The following is a 25,884-nucleotide window of genomic DNA, read 5'->3' on the forward strand; positions in this document are numbered from 1 at the left end:
CCCCAAGACGGTTGGCTCGCGTTCGTCGGGGGTTTCGGCGCAGGTAGCGAGATGTCGGTGACCGCCGGAGCCAGGTCGGCGTATTGCCGGTTTGGCGCCAGACTGTCTTAGCGCCTACGCGGTCCGTGTTCGTGACGTTCGCGGCGAGCCTCCCGCCCGGTACGGCGCAGGGGTGGTATTTGTGCGTTCATGAGGTTCCCAAGGAAGCAGATGGGGTGGGGTGTTGGAGGGTGATCGGTTCTCCGTTCGCAAGGTGCGGCATCGAGATGGGAGCCAGTCCTACTGGATCTTCACTCCCGACTTGGAGGTTCACCGTCCAAGCTTGAATGTGTTGAAGCGGTACGGGACATCGACACAGCAGACCTATGCCTACAGCCTGGTCGATCATTTGAACTGGCTGCTGGCCAACGGCAAGACACCCGACGTCGTCACATTTGACGATTTGCAGCGCTACATGAACGGCGTGACCGGTCAGGTCGACGGTGTCTACGGCGCGGTGTGGCGTAAGCCGACACAAAAGCCGATAGGGCCGTCGGCGGCCGGCAACGTGGCCTCCGTCGTCAAGGCGTACTACCTGGCGTTGGCTGCATCGGGGGAGGTGAGCGCGGAGTTGGTCGAGGCGCTGCGGTCCAATACCGTCGCGCAACAAAGCAAGTCTGGGCGGATGGGCCAGGCCAATCCGCTGGCACCGAAGACGGCCTCTCGGCGGCCCCGATTCCTGCCCGACGAGGTTGTGCAAGCTCTGTTTGAGCCGGGGGTGTTGACCTCGGCCCGCGACGTGATGATCCTGACGTGGTTGCATGACGGGGGCATCAGGGTGGGTGGTTTGTGCGGGCTGCGGTTCAGCGACCTGCACCTGCGCCGCAATCACGAGTGCGGTCAGCGCGCTGATCCGCATGTTCACGTCATCGGCCGCGACGACAATCCCAACGGTGCCCGCGCGAAGGCCTACGCCCCGGCCGCCCTCGCCAGGGACGGCTCGGTGCTGGACGGGGTCATCCGAGCCGTCAGTCCTGACATGATCAGCACGTTTCACGCCTACCTGCTGGATGAGTTTCATCCGATCTCACATCTGATGGACCACGAACAGGTCCTCGTGCACGTCGCCGGCCGCACCCCGGGCGCGGCACTCACTACCGCCGGTGTCCGCAAAATGCTGGCCAGAGCGTGCCGCCGGGCCGGGCTGCAGGTGCGCGTGACCCCGCACGGATTCCGGCACAAGGCGGCAGCGGCGTTGTATGCCGAATCGGACTTCAACGCCGAACTGGTCGCCCAGGAGTTCGGCTGGGCAAGTCCCCAGATGGTCACCGACCTGTATGGCAAGTCCGCCAATCGCCACGCGATGAAGTATCTGCAGCAGGCCTGGGACGCAACGGCCCGACCGCCGAGCGAACCCTATCTCGCGCCGACATCGGTACCTGAGGACGCACCATGACCGCGGCGGAGCCGATGGCCGAGGCCCTCGCTCCGGTCACCAAGAGCGACTACCTGGGCCTGACCGTCGAACAGCGTTACAGCGTTGTCAGCCAACGCTTCCCACCGTGGCTGCTGACCGAACCGATCGAGTTTCCCCCACGCCATGAGACCTACGGTTGGGCATGCCGCGTCGAGGGCTGTGACGGCGGCTTGGGGCCAACGGAGACCCGCCTCATCTGCAGCCCGCACGCCCATGAGTACTGCCGTCTCCAGGACTCGGCTGGCCTCGATGAGTTCGTTCGCACCGCCGAACCCGTGACGTCGAGCAAGCTGGGATGGGCTTTGTCACGCAGGCCCGACTGCGCAATCTGTGGAAGCAATCGTGAAGCATGGCGACACGGCTACTGCACCCACCACGGGGCTCTACTGGGGAAGGCGCGACGAAGAACCGAACCCCAGAAACGATCTCGCGACGAGTGGGGCAGCGAAGCCATGTGGCGACGAATGCAACGCCCGATGCCGCCCTACGACCCCTGCTCGGTTCCGGGATGCGTCCACGACAGCGTGCGCATCGTGGGCGTGGACGCCGAGAAGCATCGTGTGTGCGATGGCCACATTCACCAGTGGGACGACTGGCTGACCACCGACAGCACAGCAGGTCCGCGAGGATGGGAGGCGTTTCTCGCATCTACTCCGGTCCGGGAATCCGTGTCACCACCCAACAGCCGCGGGCAGCTGTCACTGGCTGCGCTGCCCCACGGCTTGCAGAACGAGATCCGCTACGCCCTTCACCGGCACGCGAACAACCCACGACGCACCGTGTGGCGCCCCACCGAGCTGCAGAAGGTCGTCGACACCCTCGCTGCAAGCGGCGTGACGTCTCTCTGCGACTCCCGGATCGGGGATCTCGCCCAGAAGTACGGTCGCAAGCCCCAACGCCGGATCTGGTTAGACCTTCCGGCCGCAGCGCGCAGCCTCATGATCACCGAAGACATCGCCAAGGCCGCAGGATGGTTCGACCCGATCCTCGTCGGCAGCGCGCCGTTTTCGGGAACGACCGCCGGGGTGAATCGGCGCAAGGTCTGGGACCTGACCGGGGTCTCGCAACGCTGGCTGCGGGACGCGATCTGGGACTACCTGCGAGACGAGGCACTCAAGCCCACGGGGAAACGCCCCACCGTCGCAACGGTGCGCAAACGGATCACCGGAATCGCCTTGCTCTCGCACATCCTGCGGCAAGACCGCGACGACCACGGCGATGACCCGTCCCGACTCGGCAGGGCCGACGCCATGGCGGTGAAAGACACCTGGGACCTGTGGTTCCGGGAGCAAATCCCCATTCCCCGCTTGATAACACACAAGGGAAGGGGAACTAGCACACTTACCGATCTCACCCGCCACACCTACACGGTCAGCATGCGAATCGTTTTGCAGCGCAGTCACGAAAAGCGCAGGACACCACCGGGCATGGACTCGTTCATTCTTGGCTTGCCGGGATACCCGCAGCCAGTCAAGAAGCCGCGGCCACGGCCGCTGAGCGAGGGCGACTTTCAGTTGCTCGTCAGCGCCGAGAGCATCGCCGCTCTCGAAGCCCTCGACAGCAACGACGTCGGACTCGCCGACATCTGGCTCACCCAGGCGTTTCAGGGCGGGCGGATCAGCGAGACACTCAAACTTCGGCTGGGCTGCGTCGGACTCGTCGGCCGTGCCCAGCCCTACATCTGGCGAGACATCAGCAAGGTCAACGTCGTCGACTACGGCATGCCTTGTCACCTACCTGTCTACCAACGGCTGCTGCGGCGCCAGCAGCTCACCCGCGCAAAACTTCGTGCACGCTACGCCGAGCAACTCGCCGCACTCGACGAACGCGGACGCGCACGACTCGAAGCCACATGGGACCGCGACAAGCCGGTGTTTCCGGCCGCACTATCGAACCCCGACCTGGCCCTTGAGGTGTCGCAAAACGGGTTCCGCAATCCGTGGAGTCAGTGGTTCGAAAGTCTTGGCCTGAAGTGGATTACGACACATCAGACTCGATCAACTCTGGCTATGTCCCTGCTAGACAACGGCGCGCCGCCCGCTCTGGTGCGCCAACTGCTCGGGCACTTCTCCGAAGAGTCGCTGGCTCACTACGCGAAATACAACGACGTCACCGTGAAACGACACCTGCAGCAGGTGTGGGCAGCCGGGCCCGGCATGGACAAACCCGGCACCATTTTGCTGCGCCCCAACGAGGTTAACGCCGCCGACCCGGCGGCCGCCGCTGCGCGGATCGACTTGACCGTCGTGCCGGTCGAACATGGTCTGTGCCGTTACGGCCCGGTCGTCGGCGGCGCGCAATGCCCGTTGCAGAAGAACTGCACCGACAGCCCCAACGGACCGTGCGAGCATTTCGTGCTCACCGGCGCGGATCTGGCCTACTGGGAACGCAAACGCGACCGCGACTACCACTTCGCCGAACGGGCCCCCACCGACGAGACACGCGACTACATCCTCAGCCAGTGGCACCCATGGGAACCCGTGCTCACCGGGCTACGTGAAGCACTCGACGAACTCGGCCTGCTTGAGGAAGCCGAGAAACTCGACTTGCGCGCCCCCGTGCATGACTACTTCGACCCGCTGTTCTCCACCGGGTTCCCAGCATCCCACCTGAATCAACCGCCACCGGCGACCTGACGGCGGTGACACCACAAGTCAAGGAGAACGAGATGGAAAGCAGAAAGCGGCGCCGTCCCGTCGAAATGATCGAACGCCGCGCAACCAGGAGCGCCGAGTGCGAACAACGCGTGCGCACAGCGCTCACCAAACTCACCAAGACCGGCGCACCGTTCACCGTCGAGAACGTCTGCGACCTCGCCGGAGTCGGCAAAACATTCATCTACGACAAGCGGCGCCGGCAACTGACCGAGGCCGTCCTGGCAGCTCGCGACGCATCCCAGGCCGCATCGATCGCACGCGCCGATCAGAAGATCGAACAGGCCGCCGCATCATGGCGAGAACGAGCTCTGGACGCCGAAGCCCTCGCCAAATCCCTGCGCGCCGAAGTCAAACAGCGAGAAGCTCGGATCAACGACCTGACCGGACAACTCTACGACCCCGAAGGAAACCACCTCGCCGAGGAAAACGCCCGACTGCGAGACCAGGTCAACAACCACACCCACAACCTCCACCGCGCTCAAGCCGACATCGCCACCCTCCGAAGGTCACTGGATGCCGCCAGAGCGAACATCAAACGAGAACGAGAACGCAACGTCACGCAGCTGTTCGCAAATGACGACCACTCACACTAGACGGCCCTGGTTCCGGTGGAGGCTATTGGATTTCGACCAGCGAGGTATCCCAGCCCGGCCCAGGTGCTCACCCATAGGTGCCGGGCGTGGCCAGTCGGTCCGACGCCGCGGCACCGCCTGGAACCGACCCAACGTTTATCGAACACGCGCGTTCTATTGCGACGGATGAGGCGGCTGTGATCCGTGAGCAGTGGGGGTGTGTTGCGATCCGGGCGACCAACCGTCACCTGTTCAACCACTTCTCATGGGGCTTTACGGGCAAGCCGTGTGGCGGTGCTGATACCGGGCGTCCCTGGCCTCGCCACCGCCGCCGTGTTGATCGGGAATCGGGTGGGCCGTTAGTAATCCCACGGCCCGGGGCCCATCATGCCCGGCCCCCACTGTCCAGGGCCCCACTGTCCAGGGCCCATCATGCCCGGCCCCCACGGTCCAGGGCCCCACTGTCCAGGGGCCATCATGCCCGGTCCGTATCCGCCGGGGCCCATCATGCCCGGTCCGTACTGTCCAGGATCCCATGGTCCGGGTCCCCAGCAATTCGGGTCCCAGCCGTTGGGTCCCCAGCACTGGTCCCATGGGCCCTGGACCGGCAGAGCAGGCCCGCTGGTCGATGAATCCCCAGTTCTGGGTTGTGCGACGGTGGTGGTCGTCTCGCTGCCGCCGCTGAGCCCGATAGCGACGGATCCGGCCAGCGCGAGGATGGCCGCGGTGGTGATCGTTGCACGCCTGGTGAACATGGTTCTTCTCACTTATTTGGGTGGGCCGGTGACGTCGAGTTCGGCATACATCCCGGCCCAGTAGTGCCCGGCGATGTTGCAGATCAGCTCGTAGCGTCCCGGGGCCAGGGTGATGGTGGTCCAACTGGTGCCGCCAGGGGCGATGCCGTATTGGGGCGACTGTTCGTCGCCGCGGTCGGCGCCGCAGGTGCGCGAGGCCTCGCCCAGGCTGCCTGACTCGTCGACCTTGCCATCGGGGCCGGTGACACGCCACCCGGGGTACTGGCCCTGTGCCAAGGGCAGTACGACGAGTTCGTGGCTCAACCCGCCGGCGTTGAGTACCCGAAACGACACCGGGCCTGCCGGAACGGAGGCCGGGGTGACGACAACGCGCATCATCCCCATGCTCGGCCATCGGTAGCCGGCTTGCCCCGGGCCGTTCCAGCCCGGCCCCATCATGCCCGGCCCCATCATGCCGCCGCGGCCCATCATGCCCGGGCCCATCATCGCTCCCATGTCGGCGAGGGTGATGTCGACCACCGCGCCCGGTAGCGCCGGCGCGGAACAGGACGGCGGCGGGGCGGCCGGGTACCGCCAGGGGCCCATCATGCCCGGGCCCCAGGCGCCTGGGGCATTGGGGTAGGGGGCGTTGGCGACCGGTGTTTGGCGGCCGAACGGCCCGCTGGCGTGCCAGATCGCGGTGGTGGTGACCCCAAGGATCACCGATGCGATCGCGATGGCCAAGACCAGCCAGAGACGGCGGGAGCGCATCGCGGTCAACGGTGTTCACGCAGCAGCGTCATACGCCGCTGGAATTCGTCTTCGTCGATCTCGCCGCGGGCGAAGCGTTCGGCGAGCAGCCCTTCCGCCCGGGCCGGCCCGGAACCGGGCGGGTGCGCGCTGGTGTGCCGCGGACCGGTCAGGTAGCGGATGGCCAGGACCACGGCGGTGATCACCGCCGCCCAGAACAGCACCATCAGCACGGTCATCAGGATCCAGCCGCCTGATCCCATACCGCCCCAACCCCAACCGTCATACATCATCGTCGTATCCCTTTCGCCTGAAATACCAAGCCCCGCACCGTGGGCAGCTCAAGCCAGCCTGCTCGCGCAGTGCCGATGCCAGGTAGGGCAAATGGTCCTCAATGATCGGTGTCTTTCGGTATTACCAGCTAAAACACAGTATTATCGTCCAATGGCGATTGATAGTGCGGGTTGTCTGGCCGGACCGGCGTCGGGTGTGGATGCGGCGGTGGCGTTGTTCCGCGGCCTCTCTGATGGCACCCGGTTGGCGATCGTGGGCCGGTTGGCCCGCGGGGAGGCCCGGGTGGCCGACCTGGTGGCGGAGTTGGGGTTGGCTCAGTCGACGGTGTCGGCGCATGTGGGGTGTCTGCGCGAGTGCGGTCTGGTGGCGGGCCGTCCGCAGGGACGGCAGGTGTTCTATTCGTTGACCCGCCCGGAACTGCTCGATCTGTTGGCGGCGGCCGAAACACTGCTGGCGGCCACCGGCAACGCGGTCGCGTTGTGCCCCAATTACGGCACTGGCATCGCGTCGGGGTCTGCCTGTGAGTGACACCTGCTGCGGCCACGACGACCCCGGTGCCGACCGCGACGAACACGAGCGGGGCCCGGAGAAACTGTGGCAGGTCAGCGAGATCCGGGCTGCCGCGCTGGCCGGGGTGCTGCTGGTGGCGGGGCTGATCGTGGGCGGGGCCGGCGGGCCCAGACTGGTGATCCTGGTGGCGGAGGCCGCGGCGCTGGTGATCGCCGGTGTCACCTTCGTCCCGTCCACGTTGAAGCGGTTGGTGGCGGGCCAGATCGGTGTCGGCACCCTGATGACGATCGCCGCCGTCGGTGCGGTGGCCCTGGGTGAGGTCGGCGAGGCCGCGATGCTGGCGTTTTTGTTCGCGATCAGCGAAGGCCTCGAGGAGTACTCGATCACCCGTACCCGCCGAGGTTTGCGGGCGCTGCTGTCGCTGGTCCCGACCGTCGCCACGGTGCGCCGCGGCGGGCGCGAATACCGTGTCGCCCCAACCGAACTCGCCGTGGGCGAGGTGATGGTGGTCAAACCCGGGGAGCGCATCGCCACCGACGGTGTGATCACCGCGGGGCGCACCGCGCTGGACACCTCGGCGATCACCGGGGAATCGGTGCCGATCGAAGCCGGCCCCGGTGATGCGGTGTTCGCCGGCTCCATCAACGGCACCGGTGTGCTCGACGTGCAGATCACCGCCACCGCCACCGACAACTCGCTGGCCCGGATCGTACAGATTGTGGAAGCCGAGCAGGCCCGCAAGGGTTCCAGCCAACGCCTGGCCGACCGGGTCGCCCGCCCGCTGGTACCAGCCATCATGGTCGCCGGGGTGATCATCGCGGTAGTCGGCAGCCTGGTCGGGGACCCGCGGGTGTGGATCGAACGGGCGCTGGTGGTGCTGGTCGCGGCCTCACCGTGCGCGCTGGCGATCGCGGTGCCGGTCACCGTCGTCGCCGCGATCGGCGCCGCGAGCAAGATGGGTGTCCTCATCAAAGGCGGTGCCGCGCTGGAGGCATTGGGCCGCATCCGCGGAATCGCACTGGACAAGACCGGCACCCTGACCCGCAACCAGCCCACCGTCATCACCGTGGTACCCGCCGACGGGGTTTCGCGCCCCGAAGTGATGGCGGTGGCCGCCGCGCTGGAGGCCCGCAGTGAACACCCGCTGGCCGCGGCCATCCTGGCCGCCGCCGATCAGGTGACCCCGGCCCGCGATGTTGAATCGGCACCCGGCGCCGGCCTGTCCGGGTGGCTGGACGGAAGTCTGGTCCGGCTCGGGCGGCCCGGCTGGATCCAACCCGGCCCGCTGGCCGAGGTCATCGACCGGATGCAGCGCGCCGGGGCAACCGCGGTGCTCGTCGAACGCGACGGCGCCGTGCTGGGTGCGGTGGCGGTGCGCGACGAGCTGCGACCCGAAGCCCCCGAGGTGATCGGCGGGCTGCGCCGCGACGGCTACCAGGTGGCGATGCTGACCGGGGACAACGCGCGCACCGCCCGGGCCCTGGCCGTCGACGCCGGCATCGACGACGTGCACGCCGACCTGCGGCCCGAGGACAAAGCCCGCATCATCGAGGAGCTGCGCTCCCGGCGGCCCACCGCGATGGTCGGTGACGGCGTCAACGACGCGCCCGCCCTGGCCACCGCCGACCTGGGCATCGCGATGGGTGCCATGGGCACCGACGTCGCCATCGAAACCGCCGACGTCGCCCTGATGGGCCAAGACCTGCGCCACCTGCCCCAAGTGCTGTCCCACGCCCGCCGATCCCGGCGCATCATGCTGCAAAACATCGGCCTATCGTTGGCGATCATCACCATCTTGTTGCCACTGGCCCTGCTCGGTGTCCTCGGGCTGGCCGCCGTGGTGCTCGTGCACGAACTCGCCGAGATCGTCGTCATCGCCAACGGTGTCCGCGCCGGGCGCACCCAACCCCTAGCCGTTATCCCGCGACCAAACCGGCGGCGCGCGAGTCGCATCCGCCGCGCGACAGCAGAGATCGGAAACTCCGTAAACAGCTGAGTAGGAAAGAGACAACGATGACCAAGCTGGCAATATCAACCACACTGCACACCTCCTTCGACGACGCGGTCGCGCGGACCCGAAAAGCCCTGGCCGACCACGGGTTCGGGGTGCTCACCGAGATCGATGTGAAAGCCACCATGAAGGCCAAACTCGACGCCGACATGGCCGACTATCTGATCCTGGGAGCCTGCAACCCGCCGCTGGCGCATCAAGCCGTGCTCAGCGACCCCGAGATCGGGCTGCTGCTGCCCTGCAACGTCGTCGTGCGCGCCGACACCACCCACGGCAACGACACCGTCATCGTCGATGCCATCAATCCCGCGCTGATGGCCGACCTCAGCGACGCACCCGGAGTAGCACAGGTCGCCGAACAGGTCACCACCAAACTGCAAGCCGTCATCGACGCACTCGACCACACCTAACCCACCCCGGGTCATGGGTGGCCGTGCGAACGATGACGGGTGCGCGCTGGGGTGGTAGGCCACCGGCCACGCTGTTGGAGAAGACCCGCAATCGAAGGCCTACCTGCACTCGTCAAGCCGGCCAATCCGATTGTCGTCGACCGCAACCCCGACCCGGAGGCGTTGTTATGCCGCAGATTCGCTTGGATATCGCCGATGCCGTCGAATTGAACGAGCTCCTGCAGTTCGTCAACGACTGGCTCGCCTCCGACACCGAGCGCCTCGACGCAGCACTGACCCACTACGTCGGTCATCCCGCCTGCACCGCCGACGAACTCCGCGCCGACCTTGACCGGTTCATCTTCCTGCTCGGTGGCAATGACGGCGAACCACTCTTCGGACACGAATAGCAAAAGGTGCTCTGCGACGCGCCAGTCGCACCACAGCGGTGGGGCTGGCGCAGCCCAACCCGCAGGGTCGGGAAGGTGGCACGCGGCCCGCCGAAGTCGGAACGCATCTACACGTTCCTGCACCGAACCGACCACAACCGACCAGCACGAACGAACCAGGCTGAAACGGCTACCGCTGAGGCGTGGTTGGGACGGCCGGAGTTGTGGTCGGCGATGGCTGCTGACCGGGACCCATCATCCCGGGTCCCCACGATCCGGGGCCCGTCATCCCGCCCGGTCCCCACGATCCGGGGCCCGTCATCCCGCCCGGTCCCCACGATCCGGGCCCCATCATCCCGCCGGGCCCCATCATCCCGCCGGGCCCCATCATCCCGCCGGGCCCCATCATCCCGCCGGGATAAGACGCACCGCGCCCGTCACGGTAACCGCCGCCGTACTGCCTCCCGACGAAGAACCCGGAGAAGAAGATCACCGCAACGATAAACACGACACCAGCAACGATGCCCACCCATGCCGCGCTCTGGGCAAGCCTATTGGGACGATCCGATCCAGGCGACAGCTCCCCGCGCCGCTGCGCGGTGGCCACCGCTGACGGTTCGGTCCGGGATTCGGGTGTTTCGGTCATGACTCGATCATGCCGACCCCACCCAAGCGATGAATCGAAACGTCGCGTTCTTCATCGAATCTTCACTGAACCACTAGCTCACCAATACCGATCGACGACCCGGATCGATCTGGAGATCGTGGCGGTCGCCCCGAACGCTATGCAGAAGCGTTCACCGTTGTTCACTGCAGCACGGCCCGGTTTCCTGCACCATCTTGAGCCGCTCGCAACGCTGCTTGGACGCATCGCGCCGAGGCTGGGTGCCGTCCAGGTCCTCCCCATCGACAGGGCGACGTAAACCTCGCGCAACCAAGCACACCTTGCAATGATCCAAGTATCAATGGAATATTGGAACGAAGTGGTTGTACGGCGCGGTTGGAGGCGAATTGATGGGCGATGTGAACGTGATCCCGCTGGTAGACGAGGGGCTGGGAAATTCGGCGTATCTGGTGGACTTGGCGGATGGTCGCGCGCTGGCGGTCGACGCGAGCCGTGATCTGCGCCGGTTGCGAGAGGCCGCCGAGAAACGGGGGTTGAAGCTGGCGTACGCCGCGGACACCCACCTGCACGCCGATTTCCTGACGGGCGCGGTGGCGCTCGCGGCCAGCGACGGCGCGACGGTGCTGGCGTCGGCGGCCGGCAATCGGGAGTATCCCCATACCCCGCTGGCCGACGCCGACGAGGTCGACCTGGGCGGGCTGACGCTGCGCACGCTGGCCACCCCCGGACACACCCATGAGCACATTGCCTTCGAGCTGCTCGACGGTCCGCGAACTTTGGGCGTGTTCACCGGCGGCTCGCTTCTGGTGGGGTCTGCCGCCCGTACCGACCTGGTGGCGCCGGAGCGGACCGAGGAACTCGCGCGGGCACAGTACCGGTCGCTGCATCGGTTGGCCCGCCTCGACGACGACGTCGCGGTGTGGCCCACTCACGGGGCGGGCTCGTTCTGCTCCGCGCCACCCGGGGCCCAGCGGACCTCGACGATCGGCATCGAACGCGCCACCAACGCCCTGCTTCGCGCCGACAGCGAGGACGTGTTCGTCAAGCAGCTGCTGGATTCCCTAGGGAGCTTCCCGCCCTATTTCTTGCGGCTCGGCGAGATCAACCGCCGCGGCCCCGCCCTCGTCGAGGGGGACACGCTGCACTCCCTCCGTGCCCCTGAGGTTGCAGCCCTGCGGGCCTCGGGCGCCGCTGTGGTGGACGTGCGGCCGATCACCGACTTCGCCGCCGGCCATGTCCCCGGATCGGTATCCATCGCACTGCGGCCGGTGTTCGCGACCTGGCTGGGCTGGCTTGTCGCATCGGACAAGCCGCTGGTGATCGTGCGCAACCCCGACCAGGATCCCGCCGAGATCGTGTGGCAGGCCCGCAAGATCGGCTACGACCTGATCGCCGGCGAGCTCGACGGTGGCATGTCGTCCTGGACCGCCGCCGGTAAGCCGACGAGCACGATCCCGCTGGTCACCGCCGAGCGGATCGGCGCCGTCCGGGTCCTCGACATCCGGCAGGACAACGAATTCGCCTCCGGCCACCTACCCGCCGCCGACCACATCGAGCTCGGCGCGCTGGCCGGTCGCGCCGGCGACCTGCCAGCCGGACCGACCGTGGTGATGTGTGGCCACGGGGAGCGGGCGATGAGCGCTGCCAGCGTGCTGGCGGGCGCCGGCCGCCACGACCTGGCCGTGCTCGACGGCGGACCGCAGGACTGGGCCGAGTCGACCGGCCAGTCCCTGCAGGTCGCCTCGTGAACCCCCTGCCGCACAAGACCACCGCTGATCAGCGCATCGAGCTGGGGTTGCGCCAGAACGCCGCCCAGTTCACCCTGCTGGTCGTGGTCAACGCCCTGGTCGGCGGAATGCTCGGCCAGGAACGGACCGTCCTGCCGCTGTTGGGTGAGCGGGTGTTCGGTATCCGCGCCTACACGGCGGGGCTGTCGTTCATCCTGGTGTTCGGGGTGGCCAAGGCCGCCACCAACTACTTCGCCGGCACCTGGTCCGACCGGTTCGGCCGCAAACCGGTGCTGGTGGCCGGCTGGCTGGTCGCGGTTCCCGTGCCGCTGCTGCTGATCTGGGCGCCGTCGTGGTCGTGGGTCATCGTCGCCAACGTGCTGCTCGGCATCAGTCAGGGCCTGACCTGGTCGACCACCGTGGTGATGAAGATCGACCTGGTCGGCCCGGCACGACGCGGTCTCGCGATGGGCCTCAACGAGGCTGCTGGCTACGGCGCGGTCGCGGTCACCGCCCTGGCCACCGGCTATCTGGCCGAGTCCTACGGCCTGCGCCCGGCGCCATTTCTGCTCGGTATCGCGTTCGCCGCGCTCGGCCTGGGACTGTCCACCCTTGCAGTCAGGGAGACCCGCGAGTACGCGCGGCTCGAGGCTGCGACCCACGTGGCCCGCGCCGACGGCCGCCACGACCACCTGCACAGCGAGTTGACCAATCGGGAAGTGTTCACCCAGACCAGCCTCCGCGAGCCGGCGCTGTCATCAGCCTGCCAGGCCGGCCTGGTCAACAACCTCAACGACGGCCTGGCCTGGGGCCTTTTCCCGATCCTTTTCGCCGCCGCCGGGCTGTCGGTCGGGAAGATCGGTCTGCTGGCCGCGCTGTACCCGGCGGTGTGGGGAGTCGGTCAGCTGGTCACCGGCGCGCTCTCGGACCGGTGGGGCCGCAAATGGATGATCGCCGCCGGAATGTGGCTGCAGGCAATCGCTTTGGGCCTGATCGCCTACGTTGACACGTTCGCGATATGGGCCGTCGCGGCGGTGCTGCTCGGCGCAGGAACCGCGATGGTCTACCCGACCCTGCTCGCCGCGATCGGCGACGTCGCCCACCCGGCCTGGCGGGCCCGGGCCGTCGGAACCTACCGACTGTGGCGCGATGGCGGCTTCGCGGTCGGCGCACTGCTCGCCGGCATTGTCGCCGACGCCCTCGGAATCCGCGCCGCGATCTGGACCGTGGCGGCTCTCACCGCGATATCGGGCCTGATCGTCGCGCTGCGCATGTACGAGACCCACCACCGACCCGCAACCACCGCGCAGGAGAAAGCCACCAATGGGTGATCGCGCGACCAAGGACGCCCTGTTCGCCGAATTCGCCGCGCTCGGCAAGGCCCTGGGCAGCCCCAAGCGGCTCGAGGTGCTCGACCTGCTGGCCCAGGGGCCCCGCAGCGTGGACGAGCTCGCAACCGCCACCCAGGTTGGGATCAGTAGCTGCTCGGCACACCTGCAAGCACTGCGCCAAGCCGGCCTGGTCGACACCCGACGCGAGGGCACGCGGATCTTCTACTCCCTGGCCGGCGACGACGTCGCCGCACTGTGGGACCACCTGCGCCGAGTCGCCCAGCGACACCGCCCGCACACCGAACTCGCGCGACGCGCCTATCTGGGCCCCGAGGACACCACCGCCATCAACACCGACGAACTCCTGCGCCGCCTCGACGGCGGCGACACCGTCATCCTCGACGTACGCCCCGACCCCGAGTACACCGCCGGCCACCTCCCAGGAGCGGTCCACATCCCACTCGATGAGCTCACTCAGCGCCTTTCGGAATTACCCCCGGGCCGGGAGATCGTCGCCTACTGCCGCGGCCGCTACTGCGTGCTAGCCCACGATGCGGTTCGCCTGTTGAGCCGCCACGGAATGACCGCCCGACGCGCCGCCGACGGCATCCTCGAATGGAAACTCGCCGGCCTGCCCATCGACACCGGCGCCGCCTGAGAGCAGTTCAGCAGCGCCTTCAGGCACCGAGGCAGCCACACCTGGGCCTTGGTTGACGGCTGGATCACCGACCATGGACGCGAAAGACAAACGTTGACACACCCCGAGCCAGCCGAACTCACGGCACCCGACTTCGCCTCGATCCAACGGCGCACAATCCGTGTCCTCATGGCGGCACAAATCTTCAGCGGCGCCGGCCTGGCCGCGGGGATCAAAGTCGGAGCCCTGCTCGCCCAAGACATGCTCGGCTTGTACCGGCTTGGCCGGGGTGCGCAATGCGGTGCACCCGATGACCTCCGACGTCGTACAGATGTGTACTACTTAGGTGACAGTTTCACCGGCGGTCAACATGTAGAAGACGATCTGACCAGGCGCCACGACGCCAAAGTGCCACTTCCTTACAGATAAGCGGTAGGCCACCACCCCCAACCCAGCCCGCTGGGCATCGGCTGGACAGCGCTCACCGCGCTGGTGATGTTCGCCTTGGCAGCTGGCAAGGCCCGCACCGGCGCCTCCTTGAACAACCCGGTGTTGCGAGCACCGAGGGTCGGGTGACGCTCATTGATCGGCTGCTCGCGGTGGCGGTGCCGGTGAGTTTGATCCTGAACACCGCACTGGGCTGGTGGTGGGCCGATCCGGTCGCCAGCTACCTGCTGGTGTTCGACGCGGTCCGCGAGGTTCGTACCATCTTCTCCACCGGTGAGCACGTGTGACCGGTCCGTTGGGGTCAGACCCGCTGATCGGCATCGCGGGCGCTTCTACACACCGTGGGGCACAACCATACAGATAGGACCGCTAGCAAAGTCTGGATTGGTCTAGTTCTTAAAGGGGCGATCCGCACAACCGCTTTTCTGCGAACCTCGCGAACGTAGCCGATACCGTCCGTTCGTCACGCTGGGCAGAGGGCTCACCGCGAACGTTACGAACGCCAGTCGGCCACGGTGCTAACTATTTCGATGTCACCGGGCAGGCTCCCGACAGCGTGGTGTATGCCAACGCCGACGAGGACCTGATCGTCTGGCTCAAGCCCGCACCGGTGCAGAGCCCGGCCACCGGATCGGCTCCGCGGGCCCGCCAGGCCCCGGCCACCACCAGCACGCCGGCCACCTCGACCAGCGCCGCCCCCACCACCAGTGGCGCGCCGACCACCAGCGCGGCACCCACCAGCTCGCCGGCCGCGACCACCGAGCCGACCACCCCCGCCACCCCGGTCCCGTCCGGTAGCGCGGGAACCCCACTGCCCGCCGATGCCGTGCCCGCGCAGGCCCCGGCCGGCAGCGCCGGCACCCCGCTGCCCACGGGTGAGGTTGCGCCCGCCGGTACGCAGCCGGCCCCGGCCGCTGCTGCCGAGGCCGGTGCCGCAGAAGTGCCGGTCCCTGCCGAAGCCGTCCCGGCACCCGGCGGAAGCGCGGGCACGCCGCTGCCCGCCGGCGCCGCCCCGACGACGACCGTCGTGGTGCCCGCCCCGGCCGGCTGATCAGCTACCGCAGGGTCGCTCAGGAGTGTGACGTCCACCAGGCGTAGATGTGGTCGAGCGTCGGACCTCCTGGGCGGCCCTGCACCACGCTGAACAATTGCTTGTCGATATCGCTCCAGGCGAGCATCGGGTTGTCGCCCTGGATGCCGCAGACCAGCGTGCCGCTGACCTCTTGCGGTGACGCATTGTGGCGCCACGGCCCCGGTGTTCACTCACCCTTTCGACAGTTGTCGACAAACCTGGTTGGACGTGGTGCAATTGCCTCCATTTGCTCCCCGCGGGGTGAGCCGCGGTCGGCAACTTTCTGACATCCTCACCGACGCGCTTCCCGCACCCGCTCCGACGGGAGCACCGCGGCTGCAGCGGCGACGATGCGATCGACCTCGTCACGATCGCGCACGTGGCCGGCCAGTCGGTCACCACCGGGCGAGCGGGATAGCGTGCTCGCCAATCAGACTGCGCCCTCTGCGATTCCGTGGGATCGTCCACCACGGGCGCGCCATCGATGAGATGTTGCGGTCGGATCTGGATGTCCCGAAAGAGCAACGCCCCACCGCGCGAAAGGTTTTGGCACGTCTGGTCGATGAGCATGACGCGGACGGCTTGTCGTATTCGACGGTGTGCGACCACGTTCGGAAACGTCGCCCGCAGATCGCGGCGGAGGCGGGTCGGCCGTTGGAAGCAAGGGTTTGTGCCCCAGACGTATCGGCCCGGTACTGAGGCCGAGGTCGATTTCCATGATCTGTGGGTGGTGCTGGCCGGGGTGAAGACCACGACCGCGCTGTTCACCATGCGGCTGTCGTTCTCCGGGTGGGCAGCGCACCGACCCAAGGCCAGGAGGCGTTCTTGGAAGGCCACGTCTACGGGTTCGCCCGCCTGGGCAGGGTACCGGTCGACAAGATCCGCTACGACAACCTCAACAGCGCGGTCAAGCAGGTGCTGTTCGGGCGGTCTGCTGGGCGGATTATGCACCCGCAACCGTTTCGCGGGATGTGAGCTTTGCGCTTCCCGCCCACCACCCGGCTCGGACTTCCCCGCAGGCGGTCGCTGACTGAGCACATCCGCCGATACTGCGATAGGCTTATTCCACGTCGTGCACGCTCGGTTAAGCGGACAGCCCGAGAACGCGGCGGACGGTCGGCGCGGCCCGCCTCACTCGTGGTAAACACCATGTCGTCTAACTGATCGGTCCTCTAATGAGCGTTGCAGCCAGTGCTGACCCGTCTCCTATCGGCTATGTCATCGAATGCCGCGGCGCATGGGTGCGGGCCCAGATCCGCAGTGTCGCCTCGGTCATCTCTGTCACGGGAGGTCTTGATGGGGCCAACGTCGAGGCCGTGCTGGGCCACCTCAGTCGATTCACCACCCTGGGCAGCCCGTTGATCGTCGATGTCGACAGCGCCGACATCGGTGACAGCGCGGCCTTCGAGCATCTGCTGGCGACCTTCGGCGCCCAGTGCCGCCGCCACAGCATCGAGTGGGTGCTGGTCGCCAAGGCTGACCGTTGCCACCTGTCACCGACCGATGAGCAGCACGTCCTGCACGCCGATTCGGTAGCTGAGGGCTTGCAGCACTTCGTCTGGGCCAGCCACGCACGCCGAAACATTCCCCAGGCCCGAAAAACGAGGGGCTCGGGTCGGGGTCGCTGATGCTGCGGGTGCGGAGCCACTGCCTCGGGCCACGGATCCGACGATTGCCTGCAGCGTTAGACGGCGCCTCTCTGTGTCAAGAGCCTGGTATCGGGGTCGGTTGTAGGGTGGCTGCTGGTAGGCCCGGGAAGTGACTTGTCCGAAGCGTGAGTGTGCGGGGTTTGAGCTGGCCGCGCTGGATGTTGGAGTTGCCCCCGAGTGTCCTCCCGGGCCTGCCCCAAGTCTGGCTGCGTCGCGGATGAGCTGTCGGTAGACGACGTCGGAGAGGCGTCGTTTGAGGCAGCGCAACGCTTCTCGGTGGCACTTTCCGGCAGCGCGTTTTCTTCGGTAGTAGGCCCGCCCCGGGGTCTCACGGGCGATCTGAGTGATGGCCATCGTGTGCAGGCAGCAGTTGTTCTCGACGCGCTATAACGGGGAATCAGTTGGGGCGGTGCTGTATTGGTCGACGGCCCCTATCGTTGATGGGTATGTTTGCCGCGGAGGCGAAGGCGCGGTCTACGGGCGGTGTCGCTGGGTACCGATATGAAGGATTGCGGTCCCGAGGACGTCTGCGGCTTTGAAAGCCACGCTGGCTCCCGCGAGAACCGGCGCGGCGGCTTGAAATCCTGGAACTAGGGCTGCCCCGTAGGCTGCGAGTGAGGCACCACCGGAGGCCACCTCGAGTAACCCGCTGACGGGATGGCCGTGAGACGCCGAATTCACTCCTGTCTGGAGGTTGGTAATCGCCCCCGTCGGGGTGGCCGCGCCACTTAGCTGGACCAATTGCCTGCCGACGGATACCACTTCGCTGATGGCAGCGCTGACAGACGGCACTGCGGCGGTGCTGACAGACCGTCGTGCGCCCGACATAGTGGCAAGCGCGGGTGAGGTAGACGGCGAGCTTACCGTGTTCGCGCTCAGGACAGTACGGATCGTGGTGAGTCCTCCGGGCGCCTTATGGGCAGCAGCAGTGAGTGAGTCAATGTGGACAGCAGTGGGTGTGGCATTTGATGATTTGCTGGCAGCGGCTGGGTTGCTGGTGTTGCTGCTTGACGACGGTTCGGAGTTGGGAGCACCGACTTTCACCGATGTGATGTGAGAGCTGCTTGATTGTTTACTAGGTGACGAGTTGCCGGGCGCGGCGTCCGCGTGCGCTACCCCCGACCCGCTGGCCAGCGTGGCGGCACCCACACCCAGCGTGACTGCGCCTGCTCCCAGCCACACGTACCCCTGGGTGCGGGCGCGATGCTCGTTCATTGCCCGGTGTCGACCCGTCATCTCTCAATTCCCGTCTCACGTCTTCACGTCACCAATCTGACCTTGACCCTGTCCCCAATCGAATTAATACCCCAGGAAGGGACGCGGCGGCCAGCTGACACTGAACCATCCCGCGTTTGATGCACGTTTGATGCACGTTTGATGAACACTTCTTTTCGTAGGAAGGTGCATTTCATGACGAGCAAGTACGATGTCGCTTGCCAGGATGAGATCCCCCCTCCCGAGACCGTGGAGGCACGATCTCGGGGCGCCGCTTAGTCTTACTTAGCACTGCGCCGATGCCGGTCGCCGCCGCCAACCCCGTCCACCACGGGCAGGTGGCGGTGCAACAGCAGCACCTCGACCAGCTCACGGGTTCCCCGGGCCATCACCGTGAGCACGTCGCGCCGCGGCCCAGAACGCCTCATGGGCGGCGGTGAACACACTCGCGCCGTGTGGCTCACGATGCCATTTCTCGCAGAGAAAACGGCTTGCAATCATGTTTTACTGTCAGTAAATGCGATGTAGCTGAAACCTCGGCATGCGCGACTGTCCTTGCCTGGTGTCAGGAGGAGGGTTGATGAAATGAGTTGCTAGGCAGCAACAAATCTAAACAGCGCGACGAATCGTTGACTGGAATGCTGCTGCTGTTGCGCAGTTCACATTGTTGCTAAAGCCGTGCTGAAGTCACTCTGGCGGGCAGGAATTTGACCGCGGGAGTGCAGAGGACGCCATGGCCGCCGCTTGACCGTCCTGCCCACGCCGGGCCGCACCCACGTGGGCAGCCCGCTTCCTACGATACCGACGGAGGTCACACCATGACCGTGGACATCACCACCGACCCGCCCGCTCAATTGACCGCTCCACGCGCGACCACCGGCACGTTGGGAGAACTGGACGTCGACATGGTGGCGGCGCTCTGCCGGGCGAGTACTCGGCGGGGATTCAATCCGTTCATCGACATCGACTGGGACGCACCCGAGAACCTGTTGGATGCGAACGATCCGCGCTGGCAGCTCGATCCCGCCGTCGCTCCGCTCGCGACGACGTCTTGGTATGCGCAGCAACCACTTCAGCGGCGCATCGAGATGAGTCGCTGGATCACCGCGAACATCCTCAAGGTCACCCTCCAGTTCGAAATGATGTTGATCCGTGGCGTGATTCACTACGCCGGGACCTTGCCGAACGGCTCTGTGGTGTTTCGGTATCTGCTGCACGAGCTGACCGATGAATGCCATCACATCCAAATGTTCCAGGAATTTGTCAACCGCTCGGGCGACGACGTTCCCGGGATGCGGCGAGGCTCACGGATCTTCGGGCCAATCCTGGGCTTTATTGGCGGCTACGCCAACATCTTTCTGTTCATCGGAGTTCTGTGCGGGGAGCAGCCTCTGCACTTCCAGCAGACGCTGCAACATCGTGGCTCGACTGCGGTGCCCCCGCTGCTGAACAAGATCACCTCCATTCACCTGGCGGAGGAAGCCCGGCACATCTCGTTCGCCAACCAGTATCTGGCGCAGCGCGTTGCCGCGGCGGGACGGTGCCGGCGGATGTTGTACGCCTTGGCATTCCCTGTCTACCTTCGGTGGTTGATCGGCGAAATGATCGCACCACCACGCGCGTTCGCCCGGCAGTTCGGCATTCCCCGGCGCGTGTTCAAGGCCGCCTATTGGCGTAGCGCCCGATCGCGGCAGATGTTGGCTGAATCGGCCGCTGACGTGCGGCGCGTCGCCGAAGACCTTGGGCTACGCACGGTCTGGTCACGGTGGCTGTGGTCGCTGCTGGGTATCGACGGGCGGTTACCGCGGTACCGCGGTGAACCCGATCGGAGTCAACCGTTCATCCGTATGGCAGGGCTGCCAGCAGTGATGTGGCGGCGTGTAGCGGCCGCGGCGATGATGGCGGGCGTTGCTCTTGCGGCGACACCGGTCGGGTTGCGGATCATCGCGGTGGCCGCGGCCGCAGCAGCAGTGTGGGCGTCCTACCATCTGCTGCGGGCCCGTCGCGGTGGTGTGGTGGGCAACCAGCCTTTTGAGTGGCCCAGGCTGGTTGTCTGGGTGGTGGTCTGCGTGGCCATGGTTCCCGCCGGTGGGGTGATCGGACTGGCGTTGGTGGTGTTCATGATCCTTGCACTCGCCGAATTCATGCCGACGTTATGACCGAATTGCCATCCTTACTATGCACGCGCCGGTCGGCTGACATCGGTTAGCCTAGCTGGCGGTCGCCGGTGCGGGAAAGACGATGGCGGGTGACATCGCCGGAGGAGGCTGCGATGGGCGCGGCGCCGGTGTAGGTGGCGAACGCGTCGGCTGAGCGGAAGCGGGTGAACGGTGCCGACTCGGGCCACGATTTTGGCGGCGTTGAGGACCCCGATTCCGGTGAGCTCGGTCAGGGTGGTTCCGGATGCTTCGACGGCAGCTGCGATGTCGCCGGCGGCTTTGGCGATGCGACGGTCGAGTGCGCGGATCTCGGCGACCAGGACTCCTGACACGGAGTCAGTGCCCGGTCGGTAGTTCTGTGCTGTGATCTGCGGATTTGCCGGTGTGTCGTGGTGCGACCCGGGCCTTGATGCGTAATAATAAATAGACTTAATTGCTGCGATTCTAGGGTGGTGGATGATGGCCGTGATGACCATGCAGCCGCCCCTGCCGCTGGCGCCGCAGGACGCCCGCCCGATCGGTACCGCCGCGGCGATCGTCGAGGACGACAACGGCGGCCGGGTGTTCGTGCACGGCAATCTGGCCTACGCCTGGGATTGCGGCGACGCCGTGGCGCGTCGGTTCGCGGCGGTGTCGCTGGTGAGGATCAAGGCGGCCACTCAGCTCGAGGTCGCCGAGGCGTTCGCGGTGAAGCCGGCGACGGTGCGGCGCTGGGAGACCTGGCTCACCGACTCCGGCGTGGTCGGGCTGCTCGGGGAACGTAAAGGGCCCAAACGCAAGTCGAAACTCACCGCCGAGGCCGTCGCCCGCATCCAGCGTCTGCGCGACGGGGGCGCGTCCTACCGCGCCATCGCCGCCGAGACCGGTGTGTCGGAGGGCAGTGTCCGCAACGCGATCGTGCTCGCCGATGACGGCGCCCGCGCCGAGGAAGCGTGCCCGGCAACGACGTCCGATGTTCCTCCCGGGCCTGAGCCCGAGGTTGAGAAAGATTGCTCTGCAGCGGTTTCCGATGATCTTTCCGGGCAGGTGCCGGTGTTGGCTGATCCGGTCGACCGTGGCGCCGAGCGGGTATTGGCGCGGTTCGGGTTGGTCGCCTCGGCGCCGCCGGTGTTCACCGGGTGCGCACGCGCCCCGCTGGCGGGACTGTTGCTGGCGCTGCCGGCGCTCGCGGGCACCGGGCTGATCGAGGATGCCCACGCCGTCTACGGCGGGTTACCCAACGGGTTCTATTCGCTAGACACGATGCTGTGCGAGAGTGTGTTCCGCGCTCTGCTGGGCGAGGCCCGCGCGCAGGGCGCGGCCCGGATCGATCCGCCCGCGCTGGGTCGGGTGCTGGGGTTGGACCGGGCGCCGGAGGTCAAGACGATCCGCCGCAAGATCAAGTATCTGGCCGAGGCGGAAAAGGCCGGCGACTGGATCGCCGCGATGGCCGCCCGCCATGTCCAGGCCCGCCCCGAGCAGGCCGCAGTGCTCTACGTCGACGGCCACGTGCGCGCCTATCAGGGCACCCGCAAGATCGCGAAAACCCATGTGCCCAGGTTGAAGTTCCCCGCCCCGGCCACGCTGGAAACCTGGGTGGCCGATGCCGTCGGGGATCCGCTGCTGGTGGTGATGGCCGAACCGGGCGCCTCGCTGGCCGCCGAGCTGCGCCGGCTGATCCCGCAGCTGCGCGGCATGGTCGGCGATGACCGCCGGGTGCTTGTCGGGTTCGACCGCGGCGGCTGGTCGGCGACGTTGTTCGCCGACCTGCACGCCGCCGGGTTCGACACCCTGACCTGGCGCAAGGGCAGGATCGCCGACGTCGAGGTTCACTCGCCCATTCGACAGTTGTCGACAGACCTATCATCATCGCCTGACATGTGAGACAAGACATGTGATCGATCTGTTTATACAAGATGATCTGTCGCGCCGCAGGCGCATCCGCTCCGCATTGAACTCCGAGAGCGACTCAGCGGCGGTCAACCTCACATAGGACCCATCGCGGCAGTGAAGTCTTCGTAGCGCCTCGGCTACTCCAGGACAACTACCCGGCAATCGCCGTGTCGTCAGCTGAGGGGCATCACGACACCCACGAAGGGGATGACGATGTCGAGCATTTATCAGCAGATCGGCGGTGGGGAGGCCCTGGAGGCGGTCGTCGAGGACTTCTATGCCCGTGTCCTCGCCGATGAGGAACTGGCCGGCTTCTTCAGCGGAACGAATATGGCGCGCCTGAAAGGCAAGCAGGTGGAGTTCTTCGCGGCCGCCCTCGGCGGCCCCGAACCCTACACCGGAGCATCCATGAGTCAGGTGCACCGGGGCCGCGGAATCACCATGCACCACTTCAACCTGGTAGCCGGACATCTCAGCGACAGCCTGGACGCTGCGGGTGTTCCCGGTGACATCGTCGAGCAGATCATCGGTGCGATCGCACCGCTGGCATCCGACATCGCGAGCGTGCCCGCCTGAGCGTCCAGGCACCCACCGCCGACGCGCGCGGTGAGACCCAACCGACTCAGCCCGAGTCGGTGCCGGTGCAGTTGACGAGGCGACCGTCGGCCGGAACTGCCTTTCTACGTGGTGGGCCGGGTGTCGATGTGGATGTTGCCGTCGTCGGTGGCCCTGACGTGGTAGGGGCGGACAGTGTCGCCGCCCGCGGCGAGTTCGGCGCCGCTGGCTAGGTCGTAGGTGTGTCCGTGCAGGGGGCAGACGACGACGCGGTCGTCGATCAGTCCATCGGCCAGTGGTCCGCCGCGGTGCGGGCATACGGCTGCCAGCGCGCGCAGGGTGCCGTCGCGCAGCCGATAGACGGCGACTTCGGTGCCGTCGACGTCGTAGGCCCGTCCCTCGCCGACGGGGATGTTGTCGATAGAGCCGACGCAGTGCGAGCTCATCGGTGGCTCCTGCTTTTCGCGCGGACGCTCATCGCACCGGCACCTGAGGCAGCACGGTCAGCGGCAGCGAGGTCCGGAACTGGCCCGGGGTAGCGGGTTGCGCGCCGTCCTTCCACGGGTCGCGGTAGGCGTCGACTGCCTTCTGCATGTCGGCATCCAGTCGCTCGCCGAGGCCGTCGCGGTCGGCCACCACGACGGCGCGGATCTCGTCGATGCTGATCCGCGGCACCCAGGCGTAGGTGCGTTCCAGCCAGTTGGCGTTCTCCCGGTAGTACTGCAGGAAACGTCCGGTCAATCGGATCACCTCGTCGGGATCATCGACGGTGGCCAGCAGGTCGCCCTTGCGGATGTGCGCGCCGGCGGCGCCGCCGACGTAGATCTCCCAACGCCCGCCGTCGATGGCCACCACGCCCAGGTCTTTGCAGAGGGCTTCGGCGCAGTTGCGTGGACAGCCGGTGACGGCGAGCTTCATCTTTCCCGGGCCGGCGATGCCCTGGAAGCGTTCTTCGATCGCGATACCCAGCGCGGTGGAGTCACCGACTCCGAAGCGGCAGAAGTCCGATCCGACACAGGTTTTCACCGTGCGGAAGCTCTTGCCGTACGCGAAACCTGAGGGCATGTCGAGGTCTGCCCACACCGCGGGCAGGTCCTCCTTGCGCAGCCCGAGCAGGTCGATTCGTTGCCCGCCGGTCAGTTTGATCATCGGCACGTCGTACTTGTCGGCGACGTCGGCGATCGTGCGCAGCTGCGCGGAGGTGGTCACTCCGCCCTTCATCTGGGGGACGACCGAGAAGGTGCCGTCGCGCTGGATGTTGGCGTGCACCCGGTCGTTGATGAACCTGGCGTCGCGTTCGTCGACGAACTCGTCGGCCCACATCATCTGCAGCAGCGACGCCAGCCCCATCTTCGAGGTGGCATCTTCGCGTCCGTCGGGTGCCAGAGCGGCGAACACCGAGGACACCGAATGCAATTGGAGTTCACGAATCAGATCCATCAGTTCCGGCTTGGGGTAGGGGATCCCGGGCACGTACCAGCTTGCCGACGGGTCCTCCTCGACCGCGCCGTCGGCGGCCCACTCCACGATCTGGGCGACCAGTGATTTGCAGGAGCCGCAGCCCTTGCCGGCGCGGGTCGCGGCCATCACCCCGGCCACGGACTTCTCGCCGGCGTTCACGCACGCCACTAGCGCGTCCTTGCTGACACCGTTGCAGTTGCAGACTTGCGCGTCGCCGGCCAGTTCGGCGACGCCGACTTCGGCGTCGGGGGTGCCGATGTCGAACATCAGCGAGATCCGTTCCTCTGGAAGCGGTAGGCCGCGGTCGAAGGCCTGCATCAGGAACGCGACCTTGCGGACGTCGCCGACCAGGGTGGCGCCGACCAGCTTGCCGTCGCGGACCACGATGGTCTTGTAGATGCCATGTTTGGGTTCGGAGAATTGGACGAACTCGTCGTCGGGATGCTCCGGTCCCTTCAGGCCCATCGACGCGACGTCGACGCCGGCGACCTTCAGTTTCGTGGCCATTCGTGACCCGTGATAGGCCGCGCCGGTATCGGTGCCGGTGAGGTGATCGGCCAGTACGGCGGCCTGTTCCCACAGTGGGGCGACCAGCCCGTAGACCTGGCCGCGGTGTTGTGCGCATTCCCCGACGACGTAGACGTTGTCGTCGTCGATGGAGCGCATGTGGTCGTCGACGACGATGGCGCGCTCTACCGTCAGGCCGGCGCGTTGGGCTAGCCCGACGTTGGGTCGGATGCCGGCCGAGACGACGAGCATGTCGCAGGCGATCTCGGTGCCGTCGGCGAACACGATCCCGGTCAGCGCGCCGTCGGTACTCACGACCTTTGTGGTGATCGTGTCGGTGTGGACGGTGATGCCGATGTTCTCCACCGAGCGGCGCAGGATGGCGCCGGCGGCGTCGTCGAGTTGGGCGTTCATCAGGGTGGAGGTGGCGTGGACGACGTCGACGGTGAGGCCTCGGCTTTGGAGGCCGCGGGCGGCTTCCAATCCGAGCAGCCCGCCGCCGATCACGACGCCCTTGGTCTTGCCGGTGGCGTAGTCGATCATCGCCGCGCAGTCATCGAGGCTGCGGAACCCGAACACCCCTGCGGTCAAGGTCTTGTCGTCGGCCCACATCCCGTCCATCGGGGGGAAGAAGGAGCGGCTGCCGGTGGCCAGAATGAGCCGGTCGTAGTGCATCGCGGTGCCGTCGTCGGCGTGCACGACGCGGGCGTATCGGTCGACCTTGACCACGCGGACCCCAGCCCGCAGGTCGATGTCGTTGTCGAGGTACCAGTCCACTGGGTTGAGGTAGATCTCGGCGGTGTCATCGGAGCCGGCGAGCACATTGGACAGCAGGATGCGGTTGTAGTTGCCGTACGGCTCGTCA

Annotated in this window: 25 protein-coding genes and 2 pseudogenes; 20 read left to right on the plus strand and 7 right to left on the minus strand. The window is 66.7% G+C overall.

Annotated elements, in window-relative coordinates; all coding sequences use genetic code 11:
- Positions 1 to 328: 328 nt before the first annotated feature.
- The 3 genes from FHU31_RS28595 to FHU31_RS28605 are packed head-to-tail and all read left to right on the plus strand — an operon-like array spanning position 329 to position 4,706.
- Positions 329 to 1,435 carry a tyrosine-type recombinase/integrase gene (locus FHU31_RS28595; RefSeq protein WP_263987832.1) on the plus strand — a complete coding sequence of 369 codons (1,107 nt, stop codon included), beginning with the start codon at positions 329 to 331 and terminating at the stop codon, positions 1,433 to 1,435.
- The gene (locus tag FHU31_RS28600; protein WP_167164353.1) at positions 1,432 to 4,092 is read left to right on the plus strand and encodes a tyrosine-type recombinase/integrase; all 2,661 of its coding nucleotides are present in this window, start codon (positions 1,432 to 1,434) and stop codon (positions 4,090 to 4,092) included. Before FHU31_RS28595 ends, FHU31_RS28600 begins: the two co-directional genes overlap by 4 nt.
- A 32-nt stretch (positions 4,093 to 4,124) precedes the next feature.
- Positions 4,125 to 4,706 carry a hypothetical protein gene (locus tag FHU31_RS28605; RefSeq protein WP_167164355.1) on the plus strand — a complete coding sequence of 194 codons (582 nt, stop codon included), beginning with the start codon at positions 4,125 to 4,127 and terminating at the stop codon, positions 4,704 to 4,706.
- 746 nt (positions 4,707 to 5,452) lie between these two features.
- On the opposite strand, the gene FHU31_RS28615 is transcribed toward FHU31_RS28605, so the two are convergent.
- Both FHU31_RS28615 and FHU31_RS28620 read right to left on the minus strand, forming a co-directional pair.
- Positions 5,453 to 6,190, minus strand: a complete 738-nt coding sequence (locus FHU31_RS28615) for a sulfocyanin (RefSeq protein ID WP_167164359.1) — start codon at positions 6,188 to 6,190, stop codon at positions 5,453 to 5,455.
- A gap of 5 nt (positions 6,191 to 6,195) precedes the next feature.
- Entirely contained in the window at positions 6,196 to 6,459 is a 264-nt protein-coding gene (locus FHU31_RS28620) for an SHOCT domain-containing protein (RefSeq protein ID WP_167164445.1), read from the minus strand.
- A gap of 154 nt (positions 6,460 to 6,613) precedes the next feature.
- On the opposite strand from FHU31_RS28620, the gene FHU31_RS28625 reads away from it, so the two are divergent.
- The 4 genes from FHU31_RS28625 to FHU31_RS31750 all read left to right on the plus strand — a co-directional run bounded on the left by FHU31_RS28625 (position 6,614) and on the right by FHU31_RS31750 (position 9,783).
- Positions 6,614 to 6,991 (plus strand): ArsR/SmtB family transcription factor, encoded by a 378-nt coding sequence (locus tag FHU31_RS28625; RefSeq protein ID WP_167164361.1) that lies wholly within the window; start codon positions 6,614 to 6,616, stop codon positions 6,989 to 6,991.
- Positions 6,984 to 8,969 carry a heavy metal translocating P-type ATPase gene (locus FHU31_RS28630; RefSeq protein ID WP_167164363.1) on the plus strand — a complete coding sequence of 662 codons (1,986 nt, stop codon included), beginning with the start codon at positions 6,984 to 6,986 and terminating at the stop codon, positions 8,967 to 8,969. Before FHU31_RS28625 ends, FHU31_RS28630 begins: the two co-directional genes overlap by 8 nt.
- A 17-nt stretch (positions 8,970 to 8,986) precedes the next feature.
- Positions 8,987 to 9,394, plus strand: a complete 408-nt coding sequence (locus FHU31_RS28635) for a DUF302 domain-containing protein (RefSeq protein ID WP_167164365.1) — start codon at positions 8,987 to 8,989, stop codon at positions 9,392 to 9,394.
- Between the two features lie 167 nt (positions 9,395 to 9,561).
- On the plus strand, positions 9,562 to 9,783 hold the full coding sequence (locus FHU31_RS31750) for a hypothetical protein (RefSeq protein WP_234901700.1): 222 nt from the start codon (positions 9,562 to 9,564) through the stop codon (positions 9,781 to 9,783).
- Positions 9,784 to 9,952: 169 nt separating this feature from the next.
- Here the strand turns inward: FHU31_RS31750 and FHU31_RS28645 are convergent, their stop codons facing one another.
- Positions 9,953 to 10,408, minus strand: coding sequence for a hypothetical protein (locus FHU31_RS28645; RefSeq protein WP_167164367.1), 456 nt, complete (start codon positions 10,406 to 10,408; stop codon positions 9,953 to 9,955).
- Positions 10,409 to 10,776: 368 nt separating this feature from the next.
- Between FHU31_RS28645 and FHU31_RS28650 the strand changes: the two genes are divergently transcribed.
- The 9 genes and pseudogenes from FHU31_RS28650 (at position 10,777) to FHU31_RS28695 (ending at position 18,307) form a co-directional block, all read left to right on the plus strand.
- Positions 10,777 to 12,135, plus strand: a complete 1,359-nt coding sequence (locus FHU31_RS28650; RefSeq protein ID WP_167164369.1) for an MBL fold metallo-hydrolase — start codon at positions 10,777 to 10,779, stop codon at positions 12,133 to 12,135.
- Positions 12,132 to 13,445, plus strand: coding sequence for an MFS transporter (locus FHU31_RS28655; protein WP_167164371.1), 1,314 nt, complete (start codon positions 12,132 to 12,134; stop codon positions 13,443 to 13,445). Before FHU31_RS28650 ends, FHU31_RS28655 begins: the two co-directional genes overlap by 4 nt.
- Positions 13,438 to 14,103: an ArsR/SmtB family transcription factor gene (locus tag FHU31_RS28660; protein WP_167164373.1), complete on the plus strand. Its 666-nt coding sequence runs from the start codon at positions 13,438 to 13,440 to the stop codon at positions 14,101 to 14,103. Before FHU31_RS28655 ends, FHU31_RS28660 begins: the two co-directional genes overlap by 8 nt.
- A gap of 168 nt (positions 14,104 to 14,271) precedes the next feature.
- A pseudogene (locus FHU31_RS32235) lies at positions 14,272 to 14,401 on the plus strand (MFS transporter); the annotation flags it as partial.
- 253 nt (positions 14,402 to 14,654) lie between these two features.
- Positions 14,655 to 14,816 carry a hypothetical protein gene (locus FHU31_RS31305; protein ID WP_208411502.1) on the plus strand — a complete coding sequence of 54 codons (162 nt, stop codon included), beginning with the start codon at positions 14,655 to 14,657 and terminating at the stop codon, positions 14,814 to 14,816.
- A gap of 236 nt (positions 14,817 to 15,052) precedes the next feature.
- Positions 15,053 to 15,580 (plus strand): annotated as a pseudogene (locus tag FHU31_RS31760) (DUF1942 domain-containing protein); the annotation flags it as partial.
- Positions 15,581 to 16,390: 810 nt separating this feature from the next.
- On the plus strand, positions 16,391 to 16,576 hold the full coding sequence (locus FHU31_RS31765; protein WP_062654867.1) for a hypothetical protein: 186 nt from the start codon (positions 16,391 to 16,393) through the stop codon (positions 16,574 to 16,576).
- Between the two features lie 200 nt (positions 16,577 to 16,776).
- Complete coding sequence (locus FHU31_RS28685; protein WP_131805193.1) at positions 16,777 to 17,229, plus strand: STAS domain-containing protein; 453 nt, start codon at positions 16,777 to 16,779, stop codon at positions 17,227 to 17,229.
- A gap of 790 nt (positions 17,230 to 18,019) precedes the next feature.
- Positions 18,020 to 18,307 carry a hypothetical protein gene (locus FHU31_RS28695; protein WP_060999184.1) on the plus strand — a complete coding sequence of 96 codons (288 nt, stop codon included), beginning with the start codon at positions 18,020 to 18,022 and terminating at the stop codon, positions 18,305 to 18,307.
- Between the two features lie 439 nt (positions 18,308 to 18,746).
- Here the strand turns inward: FHU31_RS28695 and FHU31_RS28700 are convergent, their stop codons facing one another.
- A complete protein-coding gene (locus FHU31_RS28700) occupies positions 18,747 to 18,893 on the minus strand; it encodes a hypothetical protein (protein WP_162563617.1) in 147 nt (48 codons plus the stop codon).
- A gap of 390 nt (positions 18,894 to 19,283) precedes the next feature.
- On the opposite strand from FHU31_RS28700, the gene FHU31_RS28705 reads away from it, so the two are divergent.
- On the plus strand, positions 19,284 to 20,624 hold the full coding sequence (locus tag FHU31_RS28705; RefSeq protein ID WP_167164375.1) for an AurF N-oxygenase family protein: 1,341 nt from the start codon (positions 19,284 to 19,286) through the stop codon (positions 20,622 to 20,624).
- 46 nt (positions 20,625 to 20,670) lie between these two features.
- Here FHU31_RS28705 and FHU31_RS31770 read toward each other — a convergent pair whose 3' ends face one another.
- The gene (locus FHU31_RS31770) at positions 20,671 to 20,739 is read right to left on the minus strand and encodes a hypothetical protein (RefSeq protein ID WP_234785600.1); all 69 of its coding nucleotides are present in this window, start codon (positions 20,737 to 20,739) and stop codon (positions 20,671 to 20,673) included.
- A gap of 49 nt (positions 20,740 to 20,788) precedes the next feature.
- On the opposite strand from FHU31_RS31770, the gene FHU31_RS31775 reads away from it, so the two are divergent.
- The 3 genes from FHU31_RS31775 to FHU31_RS28720 all read left to right on the plus strand — a co-directional run bounded on the left by FHU31_RS31775 (position 20,789) and on the right by FHU31_RS28720 (position 23,072).
- The gene (locus tag FHU31_RS31775; protein WP_234901702.1) at positions 20,789 to 20,953 is read left to right on the plus strand and encodes a hypothetical protein; all 165 of its coding nucleotides are present in this window, start codon (positions 20,789 to 20,791) and stop codon (positions 20,951 to 20,953) included.
- 139 nt (positions 20,954 to 21,092) lie between these two features.
- On the plus strand, positions 21,093 to 22,487 hold the full coding sequence (locus FHU31_RS28715; protein WP_167164377.1) for a putative transposase: 1,395 nt from the start codon (positions 21,093 to 21,095) through the stop codon (positions 22,485 to 22,487).
- Between the two features lie 222 nt (positions 22,488 to 22,709).
- Positions 22,710 to 23,072 carry a group I truncated hemoglobin gene (locus FHU31_RS28720; RefSeq protein ID WP_167164378.1) on the plus strand — a complete coding sequence of 121 codons (363 nt, stop codon included), beginning with the start codon at positions 22,710 to 22,712 and terminating at the stop codon, positions 23,070 to 23,072.
- Positions 23,073 to 23,176: 104 nt separating this feature from the next.
- Here the strand turns inward: FHU31_RS28720 and FHU31_RS28725 are convergent, their stop codons facing one another.
- Positions 23,177 to 23,497, minus strand: a complete 321-nt coding sequence (locus FHU31_RS28725) for a Rieske (2Fe-2S) protein (RefSeq protein WP_167164380.1) — start codon at positions 23,495 to 23,497, stop codon at positions 23,177 to 23,179.
- Between the two features lie 28 nt (positions 23,498 to 23,525).
- On the minus strand, positions 23,526 to 25,884 hold a 2,359-nt coding region (nirB, locus tag FHU31_RS28730), incomplete at its 5' end, for a nitrite reductase large subunit NirB (protein ID WP_167164382.1).

The organism is Mycolicibacterium fluoranthenivorans (assembly GCF_011758805.1).
In the GTDB taxonomy this organism is placed as follows: domain Bacteria; phylum Actinomycetota; class Actinomycetes; order Mycobacteriales; family Mycobacteriaceae; genus Mycobacterium; species Mycobacterium fluoranthenivorans.

What these genes read in the sequence shown, in the direction of transcription:
- FHU31_RS28600 (WP_167164353.1), top strand. Translation starts at nt 1,432, where the DNA reads ATGACCGCGGCGGAGCCGATGGCCGAGGCCCTCGCTCCGGTCACCAAG.
- FHU31_RS28605 (WP_167164355.1), top strand. Translation starts at nt 4,125, where the DNA reads ATGGAAAGCAGAAAGCGGCGCCGTCCCGTCGAAATGATCGAACGCCGC.
- FHU31_RS28615 (WP_167164359.1), bottom strand. Translation starts at nt 6,190, where the DNA reads ATGCGCTCCCGCCGTCTCTGGCTGGTCTTGGCCATCGCGATCGCATCG.
- FHU31_RS28620 (WP_167164445.1), bottom strand. Translation starts at nt 6,459, where the DNA reads ATGTATGACGGTTGGGGTTGGGGCGGTATGGGATCAGGCGGCTGGATC.
- FHU31_RS28625 (WP_167164361.1), top strand. Translation starts at nt 6,614, where the DNA reads ATGGCGATTGATAGTGCGGGTTGTCTGGCCGGACCGGCGTCGGGTGTG.
- FHU31_RS28635 (WP_167164365.1), top strand. Translation starts at nt 8,987, where the DNA reads ATGACCAAGCTGGCAATATCAACCACACTGCACACCTCCTTCGACGAC.
- FHU31_RS31750 (WP_234901700.1), top strand. Translation starts at nt 9,562, where the DNA reads ATGCCGCAGATTCGCTTGGATATCGCCGATGCCGTCGAATTGAACGAG.
- FHU31_RS28645 (WP_167164367.1), bottom strand. Translation starts at nt 10,408, where the DNA reads ATGACCGAAACACCCGAATCCCGGACCGAACCGTCAGCGGTGGCCACC.
- FHU31_RS28650 (WP_167164369.1), top strand. Translation starts at nt 10,777, where the DNA reads ATGGGCGATGTGAACGTGATCCCGCTGGTAGACGAGGGGCTGGGAAAT.
- FHU31_RS28660 (WP_167164373.1), top strand. Translation starts at nt 13,438, where the DNA reads ATGGGTGATCGCGCGACCAAGGACGCCCTGTTCGCCGAATTCGCCGCG.
- FHU31_RS28685 (WP_131805193.1), top strand. Translation starts at nt 16,777, where the DNA reads ATGAGCGTTGCAGCCAGTGCTGACCCGTCTCCTATCGGCTATGTCATC.
- FHU31_RS28695 (WP_060999184.1), top strand. Translation starts at nt 18,020, where the DNA reads ATGGCAGCGCTGACAGACGGCACTGCGGCGGTGCTGACAGACCGTCGT.
- FHU31_RS28700 (WP_162563617.1), bottom strand. Translation starts at nt 18,893, where the DNA reads ATGAGGCGTTCTGGGCCGCGGCGCGACGTGCTCACGGTGATGGCCCGG.
- FHU31_RS28705 (WP_167164375.1), top strand. Translation starts at nt 19,284, where the DNA reads ATGACCGTGGACATCACCACCGACCCGCCCGCTCAATTGACCGCTCCA.
- FHU31_RS28715 (WP_167164377.1), top strand. Translation starts at nt 21,093, where the DNA reads ATGACCATGCAGCCGCCCCTGCCGCTGGCGCCGCAGGACGCCCGCCCG.
- FHU31_RS28720 (WP_167164378.1), top strand. Translation starts at nt 22,710, where the DNA reads ATGTCGAGCATTTATCAGCAGATCGGCGGTGGGGAGGCCCTGGAGGCG.
- FHU31_RS28725 (WP_167164380.1), bottom strand. Translation starts at nt 23,497, where the DNA reads ATGAGCTCGCACTGCGTCGGCTCTATCGACAACATCCCCGTCGGCGAG.